This window comes from Streptomyces sp. NPDC059679 (assembly GCF_042734105.1).
Lineage (GTDB): Bacteria > Actinomycetota > Actinomycetes > Streptomycetales > Streptomycetaceae > Streptomyces.
Genome location: NZ_JBHWES010000107.1, coordinates 1 through 21,543, shown reverse-complemented (window position 1 = coordinate 21,543; position 21,543 = coordinate 1). Strand labels below are relative to the sequence as shown.

The following is a 21,543-nucleotide window of genomic DNA, read 5'->3' as shown; positions in this document are numbered from 1 at the left end:
AACCAGCCAGGCAGGCACGGGACATACCGTGCCTGCCGGACCGGACGTACAGCCGGCTTCAGCCAGAGCGAGCCAGAGCCAGACCTACCGCCCGCTCCCGCTAGACGTACCGCTCCAGGATCGACGACTCCGCCAGCCGCGACAGCCCCTCGCGCACCGACCGGGCCCGCGCCTCGCCCACGCCGTCCACCATCTGCAGATCGTCCACGCTCGCCGCGAGCAGCTTCTGCAGCCCGCCGAAGTGCTCCACCAGCCGCTCGATGATGGCGCCAGGGAGCCGCGGCACCTTCGCCAGCAGGCGGAAGCCGCGCGGCGAGACCGCTGAGTCGAGGGTCTCGGGCGAGCCGCTGTAGCCCAGGGCGCGGGCGACATTGGCCAGTTCGAGCAGTTCGGGGTGGGTCAGCCGGTCCAGTTCCGCCAGCGCCTCGGGGACCGTACGGGTGCGCTTGGCGGTGGGCTCGGGGACGTAGTCCCGCACCACCAGCTCGCGCTCCGGCTCGACACCCGCGATCAACTCGTCGAGCTGGAGCGACAGCAGACGACCGTCGGTGCCCAGCTCCACCACGTACTCCGCGATCTCGGTGGCGATGCGGCGGACCATCTCCAGCCGCTGCGCGACCGCCGTCACATCGCGGACCGTGACCAGGTCCTCGATCTCCAGGGCGGAGAGCGTGCCCGCGACCTCGTCGAGGCGGAGCTTGTAGCGCTCGAGCGTGGCCAGGGCCTGGTTGGCACGGGAGAGGATCGCGGCCGAGTCCTCCAGGACACGCCGCTGCCCGTCCACGTACAGGGCGATCAGCCGCATCGACTGGCTGACGGACACCACCGGGAAGCCGGTCTGGATGGAGACGCGCTGCGCGGTGCGGTGGCGGGTGCCGGTCTCCTCGGTGGGGATCGCGGCGTCCGGGACGAGCTGCACGCCCGCTCGCACGATCTTGGTGATGTCCTTGTCGAGGATCAGCGCGCCGTCCAGCTTGCACAGCTCGCGCAGCCGGGTCGCGGTGAACTCGACGTCCAGGACGAAGCCGCCGGTGCACAGCGACTCGACGGTCTTGTCCGTCCCGAGCACGATCAGCCCGCCGGTGTTGCCCCGCAGGACGCGCTCGAGGCCGTCGCGCAGCGCCGTGCCAGGGGCGACGGCGCTCAGAGAGGCGCGCATCAGACCGTCGGCTTTGCCGGGAGCCGCTGCCCGGTCGCCTGCTGCCACTGCACTCCTCCGTCGCAAGGTCATTCGCTGCCGCGGGCCGCCCTGCTGTGCCATTGCGCGGGCTACGTACGGGCGAGACCAGGGCAAAGTCTACCGGCGGTCACCGCCCTCCCGCCGGGTCTCCCGGCGTACGCCCGTGGGCGGGAGCGGGAGCGCGCCGCCCGCGCCCGCGCTCACCAGGCCGGGGCTCAGCCACTCGGCTCGTCCTTGGGCGCTCGCTCGGCCCGCTTGCTCCGGGGCAGTACGCGTAGTGCGTCCCCTATGTCCGCCACCTCGAGCACCCGCATACCGGCCGGGGTCTTCCCCGGGTCGGTGGGCACCAGGGCGTGGGTGAAGCCGAGCCGGGCCGCCTCGGCCAGCCGCCGCTGCACGCCCGTGACCCGCCGGACCTCTCCCGCCAGGCCCACCTCGCCGATCGCCACCAGGTTCTTCGGCAGCGGGGTGTCGCTCGCCGCGCTGGCCAGCGCGAGCGCCACGGCCAGATCCGCGGCGGGCTCGGAGAGCTTCACACCGCCGACCGTGGCGCTGTAGATGTCCCGCTTGCCCAGCGCGCTGATCCGGCCGCGCTGCTCCAGGACGGCGAGCATCATCGACACACGCGAAGTCTCCAGGCCGGAGGTGGTGCGGCGGGGGGACGGGATCTGGGAGTCGACGGTCAGCGCCTGCACCTCGGCCACCAGCGGCCGGCGGCCTTCGAGGGTGACGGTCAGGCAGGTGCCGGGCACCGGCTCGTCGCGGCGGGTGAGGAACAGCCCGGACGGGTCGGCGAGGCCGGTGATGCCCTCGTCGTGCAACTCGAAGCAGCCGACCTCGTCCGTCGCCCCGTAGCGGTTCTTCACGCCGCGCACCAGGCGCAGCCGGGCATGGCGGTCGCCCTCGAAGTGCAGCACCACGTCCACCAGATGCTCCAGGAGGCGGGGGCCGGCGATGGCGCCGTCCTTCGTCACATGGCCGACCAGGAGCGTGGACATGCCGCGCTCTTTGGAAGCGCGGATCAGCGCCCCGGCCACCTCCCGCACCTGGGCCATACCGCCGGGCGCGCCGTCGATCTCGGGGGAGGCGACGGTCTGGACGGAGTCCAGGATCAGCAAGGACGGCTTGACGGTGTCGAGATGGCCGAGGACGGCCGACAGGTCGGTCTCGGCGGCGAGATACAGATGCTCGCTCAGCGCGCCGATACGGTCGGCACGCAGCCGCACCTGGCTCGCCGACTCCTCACCCGTGATGTAGAGGGTCCGGTGGTCGTCGCTGGCGGCCTTGGCGGCGACGTCGAGCAGCAGCGTCGACTTGCCGACCCCCGGCTCTCCGGCCAGCAGCACCACGGCGCCGGGCACCAGGCCGCCGCCGAGGACGCGGTCGAGCTCGTCCACGCCCGTGGAGCGGGCGGTGGCCTGCCGGCCGTCCACCTGCCCGATGGGCACGGCCGCCGAGGTGACCCGGCCGGGCGCGGTCGTCCGGACCGCGGGCGCGCCGAACTCCTCGACCGTGCCCCACGCGTGGCACTCGGGGCAGCGGCCGAGCCACTTGGCGGTGGTCCAGCCGCATTCCGAGCAGCGGTAGGAGGGCCGGTCCTTGGCGGACGAACGGGAGGAGCTACGGGCAGCCATGCCGTAACGCTAGCGCCGGGCACCGACAGCCGGGCGGGCAGGCTGGGTGCGGCCCCGGCGTTTCGCGCCGTAGCAGATCCCGGGCGCGGAGGCAGGACACCTGTCCCCTTATGAGGGAGATGGTCACCCGTAAGGGTTAAAACAGCGCAAGTAGCGCGATGGAGTCTGCATCATCCGCCTACCGTCACCGGGTGATGAGCAGCAGGTCCGAGCACTCGACACACTCGCCCGGCGCGCCCGGCGCATCCGGTCCGTCCAGCGCATCCGGCGCCCCCGGTGCGCCGCGTCGTGCGCCGCGCGCTTCCGCCGCGCACCCCCAGCGTCCTCCCGCGCGCTACGAACCGTATCTGGACGGCCTGTTCACCTACTGCCTGTCGGTCCTGTGCGAGCACGACGCCGCGACCGCCGCGCTCGGCGAGGCGCTTGCCGTCGCCGAGCGGCAGCACGGGCGGGGACGGGGGCGCGTGACCGCCGAGGGCGAGCTGCGCCGGCCCTGGCTCTACGCCCTCGCGCGCTGGGCCTGTCTGCGCAAGCTCGCCGAGCGGAAAGACCTGAAGGACCCCGCGGACCAGGGGGACCAACGGCACGAGGGGGACCAACGGCACCAGGGGGACCAACGGCACCAGGAGGATCAACGGCGCCAGGGGGGCCATGGCGACCATGGCGAGCGTCGGGACTCCGGGGCCCTCGGCGCCCCCGGAGACCGGGCCAAGCCCAGGGCCACCCCCGGGCCCGGCGGGATCGAGCAGCGGGTGGGCGGCCGGCCCCGGCCGCCGGAGGTGCCGGCCCAGCGGCGCCACCGTGACCGGCGCGCCCCGGCCACGGCCGCATCGCCGCCCCCCGTTTCACCCACCGCCGCGCAGCGCCGCCGCGAGCTGGCCGCGCTCGCGTGGCCCGAGGCCGCCGGGACCACCCCCGAGCAGCGCGAGGCGCTGGAGCTCGCGGTGCGTCACCGGCTGAGCCCGAGCGAGGTCGCGGCGGCGCTCGGCAAGGAGCGCGACGAGGCCCGCGCCCTGCTCGCCAGCGCGGCCTGTGAGGTGGAGCGCACGCGCGCCGCGCTCGCCGTCGTCGAGCTCGGCCACTGCCCCGTCGTCGCCCGGCTCGCGGGCGACACCCAGGTGCTGCTCTCCGCCGCGCTGCGCCGCGAGCTCGTACGGCATGTGGACGACTGCCGCGAGTGCCGCGGGATGGCCGAGCGGGCCACAGCGGGCGGCCCCTGGCCGGGTACGGCGGCCGCCCCCGCGGCCCTGCCGGTGCTGGAGGCGCCGCGCGCCGCCGTGCACGCCGCGATGGTGGGCGCCCAGCGCGCGCGCCCGGCGCGCGCCGCCTCCCGGCCGCGCTTCGACCGGCGCGGCTTCCCCCTGGACCCGAAGGACCAGGCCGCGCGCCGCAGCCGGACGCGCAGCCGCGTGCTGACCACGACGGTGGTCGCCTCGGTCGTGGCGGCCCCGCTGCTCGCGCTGTGGGCCGCCTACCGGGGCACCCCGACGGCGGGCGACGGCCACGACACGGACTCCGTGGCCGCCGCCAACGCGGACGGGGCGGCGGAGCGCACCCCCGACCGGCCCGGCGGCGAGCCGACCGGGGGCTCGTACAGCAAGGCGGGCAGCGCGCAGGACCGTTCCGGCTCGCGGCTGAAATCCCGCCGCGACGGCACCGCGGGCGAACAGCCGCCGGACATGTCCGTGGAGGTCGTCGGCGGCGATACGAACGGAGACGGGACCGGGGGCACGAAGGGCGATCGGTACGGAGACGGGGAGGCGGAACGGTCCGGCACTTCGACCGGCGGGCGGCCGGGCCCGCGAGCCACGCCCAGCACCCCCGGCTCCCGGGGCAGGCCAGGCCCCGGGCGGACCGAGCCCGGCCCCGGGCGGCTGACGGTCGAGGCGCAGCCCAGCGGCGAGGTCACGGTCATCACGCTCAGGGCCTCGGGAGGCGCCCCCGTGCGCTGGTCGGCGTCCGCCGGCGCGGCCTGGCTCCAGCTGAACCATACGGCCGGGGTGCTGCGGCCCGGCGAGACGACGACGATCACCGTGTCCGTGGACCGGGACCGCGAGCCGCCCGGGCACTGGAGAGCCCGGGTCGGGGTGGATCCGGCGGGGGCGGTGGTGGTGATCGAAGGCCGTGGCGCAGAGCCCGAGCCCACCCCCGAGCCCTCGGATCCGCCGGGCGGGCCCACGCCGACCTCGGGCAACACGCCCCCGGCGCCCGCCGACACGCCTTAGGGCGCCAGTCAGCCCTTAGAGCACCAGTCAGCCCTCAGGACACCAGCCAGCCCTCAGGGCACCGGTCAGCTCGGCCGGTCAGCTCGTCGGATCCGCCGGGTGCGGGGCCACGAGCGGCAGGGAGGACGCCAGCCGCTGCTCGCAGAGCTCGGCCAGCCGGTCGTAGCCCTCCTTGCCCATGAGCTCCGTCAGCTCCGCCCGGTACGACACGTACACCGGCTCCCCGCCGCCGTGCGCCGAGGTCGCCGAGGTGCACCACCAGTGCAGGTCATGGCCGCCGGGGCCCCATCCGCGCCGGTCGTACTCGGCGATGGTGATCTGCAGCACACGCGTGTCGTCGGGCCGGTCGATCCAGGCGTACGACCTACGGATCGGCAGCTGCCAGCAGACGTCAGGCTTGGTCTCCAGCGGCTCGCGGCCCTCCTTGAGCGCGAGGATGTGCAGCGCGCAGCCCGCGCCGCCCTTGAAGCCCGGTCGGTTCTGGAAGATGCACGAGCCCTCGTAGCGGCGGGTCTGGCGCTCGTCCTCCTCGTCGCCGTCCTGGATCCAGCCCGTCTGCTGCCCCACGTCGTGGAACTGCCAGATGTCCGGGGTGAGCCGGGCCACATGGCGCCCGACGCGCTGCTCGTCGTCCTCGTCCGAGAAGTGCGCGCCCAGCGTGCAGCAGCCGTCGCTGGCGCGCCCCGCCTGGATGCCCTGGCAGCCCTGGCCGAAGACGCAGGTCCAGCGCGAGGTCAGCCAGGTCAGATCGCACCGGAAGACCTGCTCGTCGTCGGCGGGGTCGGGGAATTCGACCCAGGCGCGGGCGAAGTCCAGGCCGACCTCGTCATCGGCCGGGTCGAACGCGATGACCACGCCGTCCGCGCCGTCCGGGGCGTCCTGGACGGCCAAGTCGGTTACGTCGGTCACGTCGGCGGTGGCCGCCTCGGCCCCGCTGTGCTGCCCGGCCGCCTCGGGGCGCCGCTTCCGGAATTTGTCCTGCTTCGCCTTTTTCGTCTTTGCCACGCGCCAAGGGTATGCCTATGCCCAGCGCGTAAAGGCCCAGGCCCGTACCTGACAAGGCGATATGGGCAGTAGCGTTCTGGCCATGAGACTCGGTGTCCTGGACGTGGGTTCTAACACGGTCCATCTGCTGGTGGTGGACGCGCACCCGGGAGCACGCCCGCTCCCCGCCCACTCGCACAAGGTTGAGCTCCGGCTGGCGGAGCTGCTCGACGACGATGGGGCCATAGGGGCCGATGGAGTCGAGCGCCTGATCGCCGTGGTCAAGGAGGCGCTGCAGGCCGCCGAGGACAAGGGCGTCGAGGACGTGCTGCCCTTCGCCACCTCCGCCGTCCGGGAGGCGACCAACGCCGAGGATGTGCTGTCCCGCGTCGCCGACGCGACCGGGGTGCGGCTGCGCGTCCTGACCGGCGACGAGGAGGCGCGGCTCACCTTCCTCGCGGCCCGCCGCTGGTACGGCTGGTCGGCCGGAAAGCTGCTGGTCCTGGACATCGGCGGCGGTTCGCTCGAGATCGCGTATGGGCTGGACGAGGAGCCGGACGCGGCCGTCTCGCTGCCCCTGGGCGCGGGCAGGCTGACGGCGGGCTGGCTGCCCGGCGATCCGCCCGGCCCGGAGGAGGTACGGGCGCTGCGGCGGCACGTACGGGCGGAGATCGCGCGGATCGTCGGCGACTTCAGTCGTCACGGCACGCCCGATCACGTCGTCGCCACCTCCAAGACCTTCAGGCAGCTGGCCAGGATCGCGGGCGCGGCGCGCTCCGCCGAGGGCCTGTACGTACAGCGCCGGCTGACCCGCCAGGCGCTGGAGCAGTGGGTGCCGAAGCTGGCCGCCATGCCCGTCGACAAGCGCGAGCAGCTGCCGGGCGTCTCCGACGGGCGGGCGCCGCAACTGCTGGCGGGGGCGCTGGTCGCGGAGGCCGCGATGGATCTGTTCGGGGTGGAGGACCTGGAGATCTGCCCGTGGGCGCTGCGTGAGGGCGTCATCCTGCGACGTCTGGATCACCTGCCGGGATGACGCCGTGACCTGCGCTGATACCCGTACCGCCGGCGGCGCCCGGGGTGGCGCGGCGAGCGGTGGCGGTTTAGCCGTCCGGGGGAGCGCCGTACCCTGTCCCTCGTGACAGAGCCAGTGGTGCGCATCCCGGATGCGAAGGTCGCGCTGTCCACGGCCTCGGTCTATCCGGAGTCGACGGCGACGGCCTTCGAGATCGCCGCACGCCTCGGCTACGACGGTGTCGAGGTCATGGTGTGGACCGATCCGGTCAGCCAGGACATCGAGTCGCTGCGCCGGCTCTCCGACTACCACGAGGTGCCGATTCTCGCCGTGCACGCGCCATGCCTGCTGATCACTCAGCGGGTGTGGTCGACCGACCCATGGGTGAAGCTGCAGCGTGCGAAGGCGGCCGCCGAGCGGCTCGGCGCCTCCACCGTCGTGGTCCACCCGCCCTTCCGGTGGCAGCGCGCGTACGCCCGAGAGTTCGTGCGCGGAATCTGGCGGATGGCGGGCGAGACGGATGTGCGGTTCGCTGTCGAGAACATGTACCCGTGGCGCTACCGCGACCGGGAGATGCTCGCGTACGCGCCCGACTGGGACGTCACGCACGACGACTACCGCCACTTCACGATCGACCTCTCGCATACGGCGACCGCCCGTACGGACGCGCTCGGCATGGTGGACCGGATGGGCGACCGGCTGGCCCACCTCCACCTCGCCGACGGCATGGGCTCCAACAAGGACGAGCACCTGGTGCCCGGGCGCGGCACCCAGCCGTGTGCCGAACTGCTGGAGCGGCTGGCCGCGACCGGCTTCGACGGCAATGTGGTCGTCGAGGTCAACACCCGGCGGGCGATGTCCACGGCCGAGCGCGAGGCCGATCTGGCGGAGGCGCTGGCCTTCACCCGGCTCCACCTCGCCTCACCGAACTCGGCTGTCTCACCCGACTCGGCTGTCCCATCGGACTCGGGCATCGCGCCGAACTCGGCCGCCTCGTCGACCAGGGCGGTGCCCGGCTCGTGACCCCGGCCCTGCCCTCGCAGTCCCCCGCTCCGCGCCGCCGCGGCCGTCCGCCCCGTACCGAGGGCGCCGCCGACGCCCCCGCGGCGCGCGACCGGATCCTGACCGCGGCGCGCAACGAGTTCGCCGAGCGCGGCTACGACAAGACCTCGATCCGCGGTATCGCGAAGGCGGCGGGGGTGGACCCGGCCCTGGTCCACCACTACTTCGGCACCAAGGACCAGATCTTCGGGGCGGCCGTCGAGCTGATCTTCGCGCCCACCCTGGCCGCCCCGGAGGCGGTGCACGGCGGCAGCCGGGATGGGGCGGGCGAGCGGATGGCCCGCTTCATGTTCGGCGTCTGGGAGAACCCCGTCACCCGCCTGCCGCTGCTGGCCGTGATGCGCTCCGCGCTGACCAACGAGGCGGCGGCCGCGGTCCTGCGCGGCATGATCGAGCGTCGGCTGCTGCTGCGGATGGTGGTCGAGCTGCATGTGCCCAACCCGGAGTTCCGGGCGCAGCTGGCGGCCGGCCACATGATCGGGATCGCGATGCTGCGGTATGTGATCCGGATGGAGCCGATGGCCTCCGCGCCCGTGGAGGACATCGTCGCCATGGTGGGGCCGACGCTCCAGCGCTATCTGACCGAGGACTGAGCCACACGTCTTGGGATCCGGACGCACCGTCCGTATCCCGGATCGGAGGCGTACGCTCAGGAGACTCAAGAACACTCGAGAACGAGGGAGTGGAGCACCGTGCCCGAGCTGAGGTCCCGCACCGTCACCCATGGCCGCAACATGGCGGGCGCCCGAGCCCTTATGCAGGCCTCGGGCGTAGCGCGCGAGGACTTCGGCAAGCCGATCATCGCGGTGGCGAACAGCTTCACGGAGTTCGTGCCGGGCCACACCCACCTCCAGCCGGTCGGCCGGATCGTCAGCGAGGCGATCCACGCCGCGGGCGGCATCCCGCGCGAGTTCAACACGATCGCCGTGGACGACGGCATCGCCATGGGCCACGGCGGAATGCTCTACTCCCTGCCCTCCCGCGACCTGATCGCCGACTCGGTCGAGTACATGGTCGAGGCCCACTGCGCGGACGCGCTGATCTGCATCTCCAACTGCGACAAGATCACGCCCGGCATGCTGATGGCCGCGATGCGGCTGAACATCCCCACCGTCTTCGTCTCCGGCGGCCCGATGGAGTCGGGCCGGGCGACCCTGGTCGACGGCAGCGTCCGCAAGCTCGACCTGATCACCGCGATCTCCGAGGCCGTCAACGACAACGTCTCCGACGAGGACATCGCCCGGATCGAGGACAACGCCTGTCCGACCTGCGGCTCCTGTTCCGGGATGTTCACCGCGAACTCCATGAACTGCCTCACCGAGGCGATCGGCCTGTCCCTCCCCGGCAACGGCTCGGTGCTCGCCACCCACACCGCCCGCAAGGCGCTGTACGAGACCGCCGGCCGCACCGTCGTGGAGATCACCAAGCGCTACTACGAGCAGGACGACGAGACCGTCCTGCCGCGCGCCGTCGGCTCCCGCGCCGCCTTCGAGAACGCCATGGCCCTCGACATCGCCATGGGCGGCTCGACGAACACGATCCTGCACCTGCTGGCCGCAGCCCAGGAGGCCGGGCTCGACTTCGACATGAAGGACATCGACGCGCTCTCCCGCCGTCTGCCCTGCCTGGCGAAGGTCGCCCCGAACGTCGCCCCCGGCGGCGTCTACTACATGGAGGACGTCCACCGGGCCGGCGGCATCCCCGCGATCCTGGGCGAGCTGTACCGGGCCGGGCTGCTCAACGAGGACGTGCACACGGTGCACTCGTCGTCGCTCGCCGACTGGCTCAAGCAGTGGGACATCCGCGGCGGCTCCCCCTCCGCCGAGGCCGTGGAGCTCTTCCACGCCGCCCCCGGCTGTGTGCGCTCCGCGACCGCCTTCTCGCAGTCCGAGCGCTGGGACACCCTGGACACCGACGCCGAGAACGGCTGCATCCGCGACATCGAGCACGCCTACTCCCAGGAAGGCGGCCTGTCCGTCCTGCACGGCAACCTCGCCGAGGACGGCTGCGTGGTGAAGACCGCGGGCGTCGACGAGTCCATCTGGACCTTCGAGGGCCCGGCCGTGGTCTGCGAGTCCCAGGAAGAGGCCGTCGAGAAGATCCTCGGCAAGCAGGTCAAGGAGGGCGACGTCGTCGTCATCCGCTACGAGGGCCCCAAGGGCGGCCCCGGTATGCAGGAAATGCTCTACCCCACCTCCTTCCTCAAGGGCCGGGGCCTGGGCAAGGCCTGCGCGCTGATCACCGACGGCCGCTTCTCCGGCGGCACCTCCGGCCTGTCCATCGGCCACGCCTCGCCCGAGGCGGCCTCCGGCGGCACCATCGCCCTGGTCGAGGACGGCGACCGGATCCGTATCGACATCCCCTCCCGCACCATCGAGCTGCTGGTGAGCGAGGACGAACTGGCCGCCCGGCGCGAGGCCCTGGGCGGCGTGTACGCGCCGAAGAACCGCGACCGCAAGGTGTCCGCCGCGCTGCGGGCGTACGCGGCGATGGCGACCAGCGCCGACAAGGGCGCGGTGCGGGACGTCAGCAAGCTCGGCTGACACACGGCCGCTGTGCCCGGGCCCGGACGCGAGCCGTCCGGGCCCAGGCACGTCCGGGCCCAGGCACGTCCGCTCCCGCCGGTTCTGCGGCGCGCCGCCGATCAGCAGGCAGGGAGTCAGCAGGCAGGCAATCAGTCAGCAGGCAGTCGATCAGCGGCCGGTCACCAGCGGGCCGGGTCCCGTCCCGACACCCCGAAGACCGTGCCGTCCGGCGCCGATCCGTAGACCTTGCCGTCCGCCGCCACCGGCGCGGGCACCAACACCAGATAGCTCTTCTGGGCCTTGCCCGTACGCGGCGGGGTCTGCCCCAGCAACTCGCCCCCCACCGCGTCGACGGCGAGCAGCCGCCCGTCCGCCGCCGAGAAGTACAGCCGGTCGCCTGCGGCCACCAGCGGCGACGAGTTGCCCACCGAGGTCTCCATCCGCCAGCGCTGCGCCGCGGCCGGATCCGTACGGCGCGGGTCGACCGCCACCAGACCGCCGTCCGCACACAGCAGGTAGACCAAGCCGCCGCGCACCGCCGCGCTGGTCGCGGACACCGGCTTGGCCAGCGCGACGCGGTGTTCGGCGCGGTGCGCCGGGTCGTACCGGACGACGGTGGCGGTACGGGTCTGGTCGTCGGTCCCGGTGAGATACAGGACCCCCGCGGAGTCGGCGCCCGCCGGGGTGAGATTGCCGCGGAACGACCGCTGCCAGCTGGTCGTTCCGCGCGCCGTGTCGACCGCCGTGACCAGCGTGTGGGATCCGTCGGCCGACGTGGTGAGCGCGTAGGCGGTGCGGCCGTCGCCGTACGAGACGAATGCCGGATGGGTGTGGCCGGGGACGGTATGGCTCCAGCGCTGTTGGTTCGTGGCCCCGTTGACGGCCGTGACCACGCCGTCCGCCGCGACCAGCAGCACGGTGTCCCCTGAGGGGTAGACCCGCCCCTCGTACGAGGCCACGTCACGGCTCCAACGGGGGTGCCCCGTCTTCGGGTCGAACGCCCGCAGCCGCGACCCGTCCGGCGACACCACCTGGACCAGGCCGCCGGAGAGCGCGGGGGCGGTCGGCGTGCCGTCGTGGGCGCGGTTCGCCTCGGCCGGCTGCCACCACAGCACCTTGCCGTCGGCCGGGTCGAGGCGGGCGGCCTCGATACCGCGCCCGGCGCAGTACAGCGCGCCGCCCCCGTACGAGCAGAACGCCGCCCGGGTGCCATCGCCTTGCGCGCCACCGGAGCCGTCGGCGGGCAGCGTGCCCTTCCACGGCCGCCAGGCCGCCGCCTTCGTGGTGCCGCCCGGCTGCTGATGCGCCGAGCGCTGCCCGTCGTTGTCCCGCTGCAGCGCCCAGACCGTGCCCGCGCCGAGCATCACTGCAGCCAGCACCCCGACCGTGATCCACCGCCGCCGCGCCGTCCTGTGCCGCCGCTGACCTGCGGTGGCCACGCCCGGCGAGCCCGCCCTGACCCGTGTGTCGGCGTCCCGTCCCGTAGCGGCCACAGCGTCATCGGGCACTGAGTCATCAGCTACGGCGTCATCGGCGACGGACTCCGTACCGCCGCCGGGGACCTCCGCCCCCGTATCGGTGCCCGTATCGGTGCCCGTACCGGTCTCGGTACCCGCACCGATTTCGGCGTCCGTCACGCTGCCGCCGTCGTCATCGCCCCACAGCGGCCCCGTACCGCGCCCGCGCTGGGCGGGCACGCGGGGGAGCGGGCCGCGCAGGGCGGGCGGATGGGGGCCGCCGATGGCGCGCAGGACCGTCATCAGCGCGTCGGGCGTGGGGCGTTCGGCGGGGTTCTTGGCCAGGCAGCGCTGTACGAGGGGCAGCAGCTCGCGCGGCACGCCCGCCAGATCCGCCTCGTCGTGCACGACCTGGTACGCCACGATGTACGGGCTCTCGGACTCGAAAGGCCCGCGCCCGGTCGCCGCGTGCACCAGCACCGACCCCAGCGCGAACACATCGGCCGCGGGCCCCACATGGCGTGGCCGCTGGAACTGCTCGGGCGCCATGAACGGCGGCGTGCCGATCAGCTTCCCCGTCTCCGTGCGCAGTTCGCTGTCGGACGGCCGCGAGATGCCGAAGTCGATGACCTTCGGCCCGTCCGCGGCAAGCAGCACATTGCTCGGCTTCAGATCGCGGTGCACCACGCCCGCGCGGTGGATGTCGCGCAGCGCCTCGGCGAGTCCGGCGGCCAGCCGCACCAAGTCCTCCGTCGGCAGCGGGCCGTTCCGCTTGACGTGTTCGGCGAGGGTGGGGCCGGGGATGTAGAGGGTGGCCATCCAGGGCCGCTCACCGCCGGGGTCGGCGTCCACGACGGGTGCGGTGAACGCCCCGCTGACCCGCCGGGCTGCCGCCACCTCCTGCCGGAACCGCGCCCGGAACTCGGGGTCTTCGGCGAACTCCGCGTGGACGACCTTCACCGCGAGGCGCCGGCCCGAGGCCGAGCGCGCCAGGTGCACCACGCCCATGCCGCCGGAGCCGAGGCGCGCCTCGAGCCGGTAATGACCGGCGTACTCCGGATCCTCCGCTTCCGGGCCTGTCCCGGCTCTGCGCACCGGCGGCATTCCCCACCCCCGTGAATTCGGCCGCAGTCGCGACTCGGCGAGCCTAGTCGATGACACGTGCGAGCCCTGTTAGCCTCCGCTGGTCGTGTCACGTAACGCGACATGTGCACAAGATGTGCACAACTTCGGAATGAAGTTCGACGGGGGAGGGCCAATAGCCATGGAAGAGACCGTGGGGACAACCGACGCAGAGACGGCCGTTGAGGCAGAGACGGTCGAGGCGGGGACGGTTGAGGCGACGACGGTCACCTATCCGATCGCACCCGGCTACCAGGTGAACGTCCGCAGCGGCCCGAGCACCACCAGCAAGCTGATCAAGGTGCTGCCGTACAACACCCGTGTCCCGATCCGCTGTCAGCGCCGCGGGCAGAAGATCTCGGGCCCGTACGGCACGACGGACATCTGGGACAGCATCGCGCCGGGGCAGTACGTCTCCGACGCGTATGTGAAGACCGGCAGCGACGGGTTCATCACCGTCATCTGCGCCGGCTGACCGCATACGGCTGAAGCGACTGGTCCGGCCGGCCCGACTGGCCCGGCCGGACCCGGGCCGTCAGCGCTCCGCGGCCGCGCGTGGCGTGGGCTTCGCGGACTTGGTCGCCATACCGGAGCTCGCACTCTTCGTGCCCGAGGTCTTGGCCCCTGGAGTCCTGGCGCCTGGAGTCCTGGCATCCACGGGCTTGGCGTCCGGGTGACGCGGGTCGACCGAGAAGAGCGTCGCGTCGCTCGCCACCCCCACGACCGAACCCTCCACCCGCAGCACCTGGGACGATTCCATGCCGCCGCCCGAGCCGCTGTAACTGCTGTGCGGCGCGGTCTGCCACAGCTCCTCGCCCGTCCGCAGGTGCAGCGCCAGCAGCCGTCCGCTGCCGCTGCACAGATACACCGTGTCCTCGGCGGTCGAGACGATCGGCATGCCCAGCCGCTCCACCGTCGTCTGCCGGCTCCACAGCCGCTTGCCGCTGTCCACGTCCACCGCGGTGACCCGGCCGCTCTCCTGGACGAAGAAGAGCCGGCCGTCGACGAAGGCCCCCATGCCCTGTGCGTACTTCGGGAGCGGGACCCGGCGCTGCTCACCGGTGCGGATGTTCAGCCGGAGGAGGTAGCGGTACGCACCGTTGTCGCCGTCGGTCACCATCGGGAGGATCAGCAGGTCGTCGCCGTCGAGCCCCAGACCGTCCTCGGTGTCCTTCAGCCGGGCCAGCTTGGTGGCGGACCCATCGCGCTTGTCGAGCCGCACGACGGTCGACCACAGGACCGCTTCCTCGTCGCTGTCCCAGCACAGGCCGAACGGCACGTCCCCGTACACGACGGGCGAGCACTGCTGCCCCTTGGGGACCCGGTACGTCCACCGGGTCTCGCCGGTCGCCCCGTCCCGGGCGATCAGGGACTGGTCGTCGGGGCCGCTGGAGATGACCATGTCGTCGAAGAGGGCCGAGTCGAGGCCCGTACTGACCGGCTCGGCCCACTTCTTGTCGCCGGAGTCCGCGTCCAGGGCGATGAGCTCGGCGGTCGTGTCCGACGGGGAGTTCTGGACGTAGACCAGTCCGCCGTGCACCCCGACCGGTGCCGAAGCGTTCATCCCGATGTCGCGCTTGACCAGCACATCGGCACTCCAGTCGAGGTGCCCCGTCAGGGCGTCGACGCGGGCCGTCGGGAAGCCGTCGCCGCCGCAGTAGAGCTTGGTTTCCTGCCGTGTGCAGCGCGGGGTGACATCGCCGCCGACATCCACCAGCTCGCGCCCCGGGCCCAGGTCCTTGGTGGCTTGGGTGAGCGACAGCTGCCACGGCCGCCAGCCCTGAGGGAGCGGGATCGCCCGCGGCGTGTCGGTCGACGGGCCGCTCGTACGGACCCCACTGCCGCCGTCGTCGCCGGGCGAGTACAGCACGAAGGCGCCGCCGCCCAGGGCCAGCGCCGCGACGGCGACCACGGCGGCGAGGACCGGGCGGCGCCGTCGGACCCCGCCCCATGTCGGCCAAGTGCCCTGATCCGCGCCCGCTCTCCCGGCGCTCTTCCCCCCGCTCTTCTTCTTGTCTTTGCCGGAGCCGCCGTTTGAGCCGTCACTCGAGCGGTCGCCCGAACCAGTACCCGGCCCACCCCCTTCCGTACGGACCGCGCCCTTGGCCGGCAGCTTGTCCAGCAGCCGCACCAGTTCGGCGATGCCGGGCCGGTCGTCCGCGGCCTTGGCCAGACAGCGCTCGACGATGCCGCGCAACGGCTGTGCGATCTCGCTCAGCGCGGGCGGCTCGTGCACCACCTGATACGCGGTGAGATACGGGCTCTCGCCGTCGAAGGGCCCCTTGCCGGTCGCCGCGTACACCAGCAGCGCGCCGAGCGAGAAGACGTCCGAGGCCCCGGTCACCTCACGGGGTCTGCTCAGCTGCTCCGGCGACATGAAAGGGGGTGTCCCCATGACCCGCCCGGTCACCGTCAGCGCCTGGTTGTCAGCCGCCCGGGAGATCCCGAAGTCGATGACGCGCGGGCCGTCGTCGGCCATCAGCACATTGGCGGGCTTGAGGTCGCGGTGGACCACACCCACCCGGTGGATGTCGTGCAGCGCCTCGGCCAGGCCCAGCGCCAGCTGCCGCAGCTCGGCCGCGTCCAGCGGGCCGTGTTCGGTCAGCCGCTCGGAGAGCGTCGGCCCGGGTACGTACAGGGTCGCCATCCAGGGGCGTTCGGCGTCCGGGTCGGCGTCCACGACGGGCGCGGTGAACGCGCCGCTCACCCGCCGGGCCGCCGCGACCTCCTGCCGGAAGCGGGTCCGGAACTCCTCGTCCTCGGCGAACTGCGCGTGCACCACCTTGACCGCGACCTGTCGGCCCGAGGCCGAACGCGCCAGATAGACGACGCCCATGCCGCCGGAACCGAGCCGGTCCAGCAGCCGGTAGTCGCCCATGGTCTTCGGATCACCGGCGCTCAGCGGCACCGCAACCCCTCCCCGAGTGCCTGTCGGCACGGCATGTGCGTGTACATAGACGTGAAGGTGTGAAGCTGCCTCAGCCTAAAGGGCGGGTCGCACGGGCGGCAGGCCGATCCCGGGCAACGAACGGCCTCGATCGGGCATCGGAAGGACATCGGGGGGAACCCTGAGAAGTCCCTGACACTCCCCCAACTACCCCGGAAATGGCCCGGTTCGCTTTGACGCGCGCTACGGCGGCTGCCAGCGTGATGGACAGGAAGCTCTCAAGGAGACGGGACAGCCGAATGAACGGCGAAGCCGCAGGAGTGGTCGGCGCAGGTGGAACTTTCCTGCTCCTGATCGTGGTCGTCTGGCAGATCGCCGTCACGTGGCGGGCCCGGATGCTGAGCGCGCGCGAGGAGCAGTACAAGGAGTTGGCGCTGAAGTACGCGAAGCTGATGGAGGACAACCTGGAGTTGCACCGCCGCAGCCTCGACGAACTGACGCAGGCCCGGCTCTCCATCGAGGCGCTGGAGAAGCGGACGCACGCGATCGAGTGACCGGGGACGGAGACCACGCGGTGCGGGTCCCCGGCGTCCATGACGCCGAGGACCCGCACACCTGTTGTTACGGCGATGCGCGCCTAAGCCAGAGCCCGCTCATCAGTGGCATCGGCGGTATCGGCAGCACCGTCGGCATCGTCGGCGCTGTCCCGGCTGACCACCGCGTTGTGCCGCTCGGCCCATGTGGCCAGCGCCATCTCGCATGCGTGGTCCACATGCCGCAGCCCGCTCAGATCCAGCCGCACCTCGCGCTCGCGGGGCAGCGCCTCCAGCTCGTCGAGCAGCTTGGGCAGCCGCAGGAAGGTGGCGTTGCCCAGCACCTGTACGCGTACGGGGCGGTCCTCCGGCGCGTCCTTCAGCCCGGTCACCTCCAGCCCGGTCACCTCGACATGCACATGCGAGGTCTCCCAGGCCGACTTGGCGACCGCCATCAGCAGGCCGATGATCACGCCCTCGAACATATTGGTGACCACGATCGCGCTCGCGGTCACCACCAGCACCACCGCCTCGCCGCGGTGCGTACGCCACAGCGGGACCAGGTCCTTGGTCGGGATCAGCTTCCAGCCCGCGTGCACCAGCACACCGGCCAGCGCGGCCACCGGGATGACGCCCAGCGCCGAGGGGAACAGCACCGCGAAGACCAGCAGCCACACGCCGTGCAGCACCCGCGATGCCTTCGTCCTGGCGCCCGCCTGCACATTGGCGGCGCTCCGTACGATCACCGCGGTCATCGGCAGGGCACCCAGCGCGCCGCACAGCGCGTTGCCCGCGCCCTGCGCGATGAGCTCCTTGTCGTAGTCGGTCCGCGGGCCGTCGTGCAGCCGGTCCACGGCCGCCGCGGAGAACAGGCTCTCGGCCGAGGCGATCAGCGTGAAGGCGAGCACGGTGCCGATCACGCCGATCTCCGCGAGCTGCGCGAATTCACTGCCGCCGGGCGGCTGCACGGCGTCCAGCAGGCCCTGCACCTCGACCCGCGCGACGGGCAGGTCCATCCCCACCGTGGCCAGCGTGGCCAGCGCGACCGCCGCCAGCGGAGCGGGCAGCACCCGCGCGCCCCGCTTCCAGCGCGGCCACAGCACCAGTACGGCGATCGTCCCCACGCCGACGGCCACCGCCTTCATCGCGGCGTCCGACCCGGCCACATCGGCGATCAGACCGGGCAGCCCGCCCAGCTTGCCCAGGCCGCTGCTCGGCGCCTTGACGTCGGCGAGCGCGTACAGCTGGCCGGCGATCAGTACGAGGCCGATGCCCGCGAGCATGCCCTGGACGACCGCGACGGAGATCGCGCGGAACCAGCGCCCCAGGCGCAGCACGCCCATCGCCAGCTGGAGCACCCCGGACATGAGGACCAGGACGCCGAGGGCCGCGAGGCCGTATTCCGCCACCGCCTCGTACACGAGCACGGTCAGACCGGCCGCCGGCCCGCTGACCTGGAGGCTGCTGCCCGGCAGAAAGCCGGTGACCAGGCCGCCGACGATGCCGGTGATCAGGCCGAGCTCGGCCGGGACCCCCGAGGCGACCGCCACGCCCACGCACAAGGGCACGGCGACGAGGAAGACGACGAGTGATGCGGTGAAGTCGGCGCGGAAGGTGCCGGCCCGGGCGGAGGAGCCGTCGGCGCCGCCCGCTCCGCGGAATCGGTTGAGGAGAGTCTTCTGCAATGGCATGAGGGTTGCCTCCAGTGCGCCCCGGCACCGGCAAAAACAGGGGCAGGCGGGGGCGCGGCGTAGCGCTGCGTCAGTCGGGATCGATGGAATCGGTCAGGGCTGATGAGTTCGCTGGCTGAGGAACTGCTGCTGAGCCTCTGGACTGCTGAGCCCCTGGGCTGGTGAGCCCCTGGACTTCTGAGCCTGTGGACTTCTGGAGCTGCTGCTCACCTGAGAGGGAGCGTGATGAACCGGCCGCGACACTGCGGCGGGGCGGGCTGCCTCTCAGCAGCGGATGATCTGGAGGGAGACCGGCAGCTCGCCGGATCTCGACACCGGGACGGCTTGCCGTCCCGTGAGGGGCGCGACGGCCATGGTACGCGGCTCGAGCCGTCCGGCGTCGCAACCGCACACACATCCGGGTTTGCCGGTGGTGGTGGGTGCGGTGAGGGGTGCCCGGGCTCCGCGGAGCCCCTGGCAGTCGTCGGCCCCGGCGTCGTGATGCGCGGACGCGGTGACCTTGACGGCCGGCCGGGACTCGGCCACGGATCCGGTGGCCATGATCCGGGGGTGGGTGACCTGCGCAGATGCGCAGTCGGCGGCGATGAAGAGGGAGAGCAACACAGACACGACGGCGAACAGCAAACGGCCGGTATGCCTGATGGTCCCCACCATCGCCCCCCCTCTGGTCACGAGTTGGACACCGAACTCCATTATGTCCAAAGGGCCGTGACAATTTGCAAGTCGCTATGTAACCGAAATGTGAACGCGGAGTCATCCAACGGGAGCGATCAGCTCCGATTGCCCCGGCGGACGCCCGCGCGGACGCGCCCCCTCGACGCGCCGGGCCCCCGTACCGCCACCTGGACGCTTCACACATCTACCCCGTCCCCGGTGCGAGGATGGCTCCGTACGCAACACCGCAATCCACGAGGTGAGCCGCACCATGACGGAGAAGGCGACGGAGAAGGTGACAGAGAGGGTCACGGAGAAGGTCGCCGTGCTCGGTACGGGCAAGATCGGCGAAGCGCTCCTCAGCGGAATGATCCGCAGCGGCTGGTCCCCGTCCGACCTGCTGGTCACGGCCCGCCGTCCGGAGCGCGCCGCAGAGCTCCGGACCCGCTACGGCGTCGAGGCCGTCTCCAACGCCGATGCCGCCAAGATCGCGGACACTCTCATCCTCACCGTCAAGCCCCAGGACATGGGCGCCCTGCTCGACGAGCTCGCCCCGCACGTCCCCGCCGACCGGCTGGTGATCTCCGGCGCGGCGGGCATCCCGACCGCCTTCTTCGAGGCGCGCCTGGCCGCCGGCACCCCGGTCGTCCGGGTCATGACCAACACCCCGGCCCTGGTCGACGAGGCCATGTCGGTCATCTCGGCCGGCAGCCACGCCACCGAAGAGCATCTGGCACACGCGGAGGCGATCTTCGGCGGTGTCGGCAAGACCCTGCGCGTCCCCGAGACCCAGCAGGACGCCGCGACCGCGCTCTCCGGCTCAGGCCCCGCGTACTTCTACTTCCTCGTCGAGGCCATGACCGACGCGGGCATCCTGCTGGGCCTGCCCCGCGACAAGGCCCACGACCTGATCGTCCAGGCGGCGATCGGCGCGGCCGTGATGCTCCGCGACAGCGGAGAGCACCCGGTCAAGCTGCGCGAGGCGGTGACCTCCCCGGCCGGCACCACCATCAGCGCCATCCGCGAGCTGGAGAGCCACGGCGTGCGCGCCGCGCTGATCGCCGCACTGGAGGCGGCCCGCGACCGCAGCCGCGAGCTCGCCTCCGGGAACGGCTGACGGGGACACCGGAGCGGACAGAGACAGAGGCGGGCTGGAGAAGCATGACCCGGCCAGGCTCAGCCGGGCGGCAGCAGCCCCACCGCCTCGTAGGCGGCGTTCACCCGCGGCCGGGCCAGCCCCCGTGCCCGCTCCGCCCCCGTCCGTAGCACTCCGTCCACATACGACGGGTCGGCACAGAGCTCCGCGTGCCGGGCCCGGATCGGCCGCAGCACCTCCACCACCGCCTCGGCCGTGTCCTTCTTCAGCGCCCCGTACGAGGAGTACGCACCGGCCAGTTCCTCCGGCGTCCCGCCGCCGGTACAGGCCGCGAGCACATCCAGCAGATTGGCCACCCCGGGCTGCGCCTCCCGGTCGTACGCGACCTCGCTCCCGCTGTCCGTCACCGCCCGCATCACCTTCTTACGGACCGCGTCCTCCTCGTCGAGGAGATAGACGATGCCCGCCGCCTCGGCGTGCGACTTGCCCATCTTCGAGGTCGGGTCCTGCAGATTCATCACGCGGGCGGCGACCCGCGGCCGCGTCATCCTGGGCACGGTGAAGACCGGCCCGTACCGCTGGTTGAACCGCTGGGCCAGCGTCCGGGCCAGTTCCACATGCTGCGCCTGGTCATCCCCGACCGGCACCTCGTCCGTGCCGTACGCGAGGATGTCGGCGGCCATCAGCGCCGGATAGGTGAGCAGCGACAGCCGCACGCTCCGGCCCCGTGCCTGCTCCCGCGCGACCTTCTCCTTGTACTGGATCATGCGCCGCATCTCACCGTCCGAGGCGGTGCACTCCATCAGATATGACAGCCGTGCGTGCTCGTCCACATGGCTCTGCACGAACACCGTGCAGCGATCCGGGTCGAGCCCGGCTGCCAGCATCAGCGTGGCCGCCTGCCGGGTGAGCCGCCGCATCCGGGCCGGGTCGTGCTCCACGGTGAGGGCGTGCAGATCGACGACGCAGAAGACGGCGTCGGCATTGTGCTGGTCCTCTTGGACCCACCGCCGTACGGCCCCGAGGTAGTTCCCGAGCGTCAGATGGCCCGTGGGCTGGATCCCACTGAAGATCCGCGGCTGTGGTGCGTATGGCTGTGGCATGTCCGTGCCGTCTCCCGCCGTAGTCGGGACCGCCGCGGACCGGCTGGACCGGCTTGTGCGGGAGGGAGATGCACAAACGGCCGCCGGAGCGGCGGCCGTGTGGATGCGATGCGCGATAGTGGGCCGCCGGTCAGGCGGGCCACCACTGGTGAGTGCGCAACGCATGGTTCGTCATGGCCCCAGACCATACGCCCCTCCGGTACCCAAGACCACGTGGTTGATGGCCCCCGGAGCGTCGTGTACAGTTCTTCGGGTTGTCACAGAGCAGTACAGGTTCTAGGACAGCCGCTCGCGCCGCATCGGCGCAAACCACTACTGCACGGCCCCTCATCGGGATGAATTTCGGCGTGCCCGGAATTCGGTCGGGAGGCTCGATTA

16 protein-coding genes are annotated in these 21,543 nt (G+C 72.2%); 8 read left to right on the top strand and 8 right to left on the bottom strand.

The window, feature by feature from the left end:
- Positions 1-100: 100 nt before the first annotated feature.
- On the bottom strand, positions 101-1,159 hold the full coding sequence (gene disA, locus ACFV2X_RS52275) for a DNA integrity scanning diadenylate cyclase DisA (protein ID WP_055414262.1): 1,059 nt from the start codon (positions 1,157-1,159) through the stop codon (positions 101-103).
- A 236-nt stretch (positions 1,160-1,395) separates the two neighbouring features.
- The gene (radA, locus tag ACFV2X_RS52270; protein ID WP_385630590.1) at positions 1,396-2,814 is read right to left on the bottom strand and encodes a DNA repair protein RadA; all 1,419 of its coding nucleotides are present in this window, start codon (positions 2,812-2,814) and stop codon (positions 1,396-1,398) included.
- Between the two features lie 194 nt (positions 2,815-3,008).
- On the opposite strand from radA, the gene ACFV2X_RS52265 reads away from it, so the two are divergent.
- Positions 3,009-5,039, top strand: a complete 2,031-nt coding sequence (locus tag ACFV2X_RS52265) for a sigma-70 family RNA polymerase sigma factor (RefSeq protein ID WP_385630588.1) — start codon at positions 3,009-3,011, stop codon at positions 5,037-5,039.
- 78 nt (positions 5,040-5,117) lie between these two features.
- On the opposite strand, the gene ACFV2X_RS52260 is transcribed toward ACFV2X_RS52265, so the two are convergent.
- The gene (locus ACFV2X_RS52260) at positions 5,118-6,044 is read right to left on the bottom strand and encodes a hypothetical protein (protein WP_385630586.1); all 927 of its coding nucleotides are present in this window, start codon (positions 6,042-6,044) and stop codon (positions 5,118-5,120) included.
- 82 nt (positions 6,045-6,126) lie between these two features.
- Between ACFV2X_RS52260 and ACFV2X_RS52255 the strand changes: the two genes are divergently transcribed.
- The 4 genes from ACFV2X_RS52255 to ilvD all read left to right on the top strand — a co-directional run bounded on the left by ACFV2X_RS52255 (position 6,127) and on the right by ilvD (position 10,640).
- Positions 6,127-7,056, top strand: coding sequence for a Ppx/GppA family phosphatase (locus ACFV2X_RS52255; protein ID WP_385630584.1), 930 nt, complete (start codon positions 6,127-6,129; stop codon positions 7,054-7,056).
- A 102-nt stretch (positions 7,057-7,158) separates the two neighbouring features.
- On the top strand, positions 7,159-8,058 hold the full coding sequence (locus ACFV2X_RS52250) for a sugar phosphate isomerase/epimerase family protein (RefSeq protein WP_385630582.1): 900 nt from the start codon (positions 7,159-7,161) through the stop codon (positions 8,056-8,058).
- Complete coding sequence (locus ACFV2X_RS52245; RefSeq protein ID WP_385630580.1) at positions 8,055-8,690, top strand: TetR family transcriptional regulator; 636 nt, start codon at positions 8,055-8,057, stop codon at positions 8,688-8,690. Before ACFV2X_RS52250 ends, ACFV2X_RS52245 begins: the two co-directional genes overlap by 4 nt.
- Positions 8,691-8,789: 99 nt before the next feature.
- Positions 8,790-10,640 carry a dihydroxy-acid dehydratase gene (gene ilvD, locus ACFV2X_RS52240; protein WP_385630577.1) on the top strand — a complete coding sequence of 617 codons (1,851 nt, stop codon included), beginning with the start codon at positions 8,790-8,792 and terminating at the stop codon, positions 10,638-10,640.
- 161 nt (positions 10,641-10,801) lie between these two features.
- On the opposite strand, the gene ACFV2X_RS52235 is transcribed toward ilvD, so the two are convergent.
- The gene (locus ACFV2X_RS52235; RefSeq protein ID WP_385630574.1) at positions 10,802-13,183 is read right to left on the bottom strand and encodes a PQQ-binding-like beta-propeller repeat protein; all 2,382 of its coding nucleotides are present in this window, start codon (positions 13,181-13,183) and stop codon (positions 10,802-10,804) included.
- Between the two features lie 160 nt (positions 13,184-13,343).
- Here ACFV2X_RS52235 and ACFV2X_RS52230 point away from each other — a divergent pair, with 160 nt between their 5' ends.
- Positions 13,344-13,676 (top strand): SH3 domain-containing protein, encoded by a 333-nt coding sequence (locus ACFV2X_RS52230; protein WP_385630572.1) that lies wholly within the window; start codon positions 13,344-13,346, stop codon positions 13,674-13,676.
- A 60-nt stretch (positions 13,677-13,736) separates the two neighbouring features.
- On the opposite strand, the gene ACFV2X_RS52225 is transcribed toward ACFV2X_RS52230, so the two are convergent.
- Entirely contained in the window at positions 13,737-16,109 is a 2,373-nt protein-coding gene (locus ACFV2X_RS52225; RefSeq protein ID WP_385630570.1) for a protein kinase, read from the bottom strand.
- 278 nt (positions 16,110-16,387) lie between these two features.
- On the opposite strand from ACFV2X_RS52225, the gene ACFV2X_RS52220 reads away from it, so the two are divergent.
- A complete protein-coding gene (locus tag ACFV2X_RS52220) occupies positions 16,388-16,642 on the top strand; it encodes a hypothetical protein (RefSeq protein ID WP_385630569.1) in 255 nt (84 codons plus the stop codon).
- A gap of 83 nt (positions 16,643-16,725) precedes the next feature.
- On the opposite strand, the gene ACFV2X_RS52215 is transcribed toward ACFV2X_RS52220, so the two are convergent.
- Both ACFV2X_RS52215 and ACFV2X_RS52210 read right to left on the bottom strand, forming a co-directional pair.
- Positions 16,726-18,312: a SulP family inorganic anion transporter gene (locus tag ACFV2X_RS52215; RefSeq protein ID WP_385630567.1), complete on the bottom strand. Its 1,587-nt coding sequence runs from the start codon at positions 18,310-18,312 to the stop codon at positions 16,726-16,728.
- Between the two features lie 264 nt (positions 18,313-18,576).
- Entirely contained in the window at positions 18,577-18,921 is a 345-nt protein-coding gene (locus ACFV2X_RS52210) for a hypothetical protein (RefSeq protein WP_385630564.1), read from the bottom strand.
- Between the two features lie 316 nt (positions 18,922-19,237).
- Here ACFV2X_RS52210 and proC point away from each other — a divergent pair, with 316 nt between their 5' ends.
- Positions 19,238-20,083, top strand: coding sequence for a pyrroline-5-carboxylate reductase (gene proC / locus ACFV2X_RS52205; RefSeq protein ID WP_385630561.1), 846 nt, complete (start codon positions 19,238-19,240; stop codon positions 20,081-20,083).
- Positions 20,084-20,142: 59 nt separating this feature from the next.
- On the opposite strand, the gene trpS is transcribed toward proC, so the two are convergent.
- A complete protein-coding gene (trpS, locus tag ACFV2X_RS52200; RefSeq protein WP_385630558.1) occupies positions 20,143-21,165 on the bottom strand; it encodes a tryptophan--tRNA ligase in 1,023 nt (340 codons plus the stop codon).
- Positions 21,166-21,543: the final 378 nt, after the last annotated feature.

Coding starts and splice junctions, on each gene's coding strand:
- disA (WP_055414262.1), bottom strand. CDS start 1,159: ATGCGCGCCTCTCTGAGCGCCGTCGCCCCTGGCACGGCGCTGCGCGAC.
- radA (WP_385630590.1), bottom strand. CDS start 2,814: ATGGCTGCCCGTAGCTCCTCCCGTTCGTCCGCCAAGGACCGGCCCTCC.
- ACFV2X_RS52265 (WP_385630588.1), top strand. CDS start 3,009: ATGAGCAGCAGGTCCGAGCACTCGACACACTCGCCCGGCGCGCCCGGC.
- ACFV2X_RS52255 (WP_385630584.1), top strand. CDS start 6,127: ATGAGACTCGGTGTCCTGGACGTGGGTTCTAACACGGTCCATCTGCTG.
- ACFV2X_RS52235 (WP_385630574.1), bottom strand. CDS start 13,183: ATGCCGCCGGTGCGCAGAGCCGGGACAGGCCCGGAAGCGGAGGATCCG.
- ACFV2X_RS52230 (WP_385630572.1), top strand. CDS start 13,344: ATGGAAGAGACCGTGGGGACAACCGACGCAGAGACGGCCGTTGAGGCA.
- ACFV2X_RS52220 (WP_385630569.1), top strand. CDS start 16,388: ATGAACGGCGAAGCCGCAGGAGTGGTCGGCGCAGGTGGAACTTTCCTG.
- ACFV2X_RS52215 (WP_385630567.1), bottom strand. CDS start 18,312: ATGCCATTGCAGAAGACTCTCCTCAACCGATTCCGCGGAGCGGGCGGC.
- proC (WP_385630561.1), top strand. CDS start 19,238: ATGACGGAGAAGGCGACGGAGAAGGTGACAGAGAGGGTCACGGAGAAG.
- trpS (WP_385630558.1), bottom strand. CDS start 21,165: ATGCCACAGCCATACGCACCACAGCCGCGGATCTTCAGTGGGATCCAG.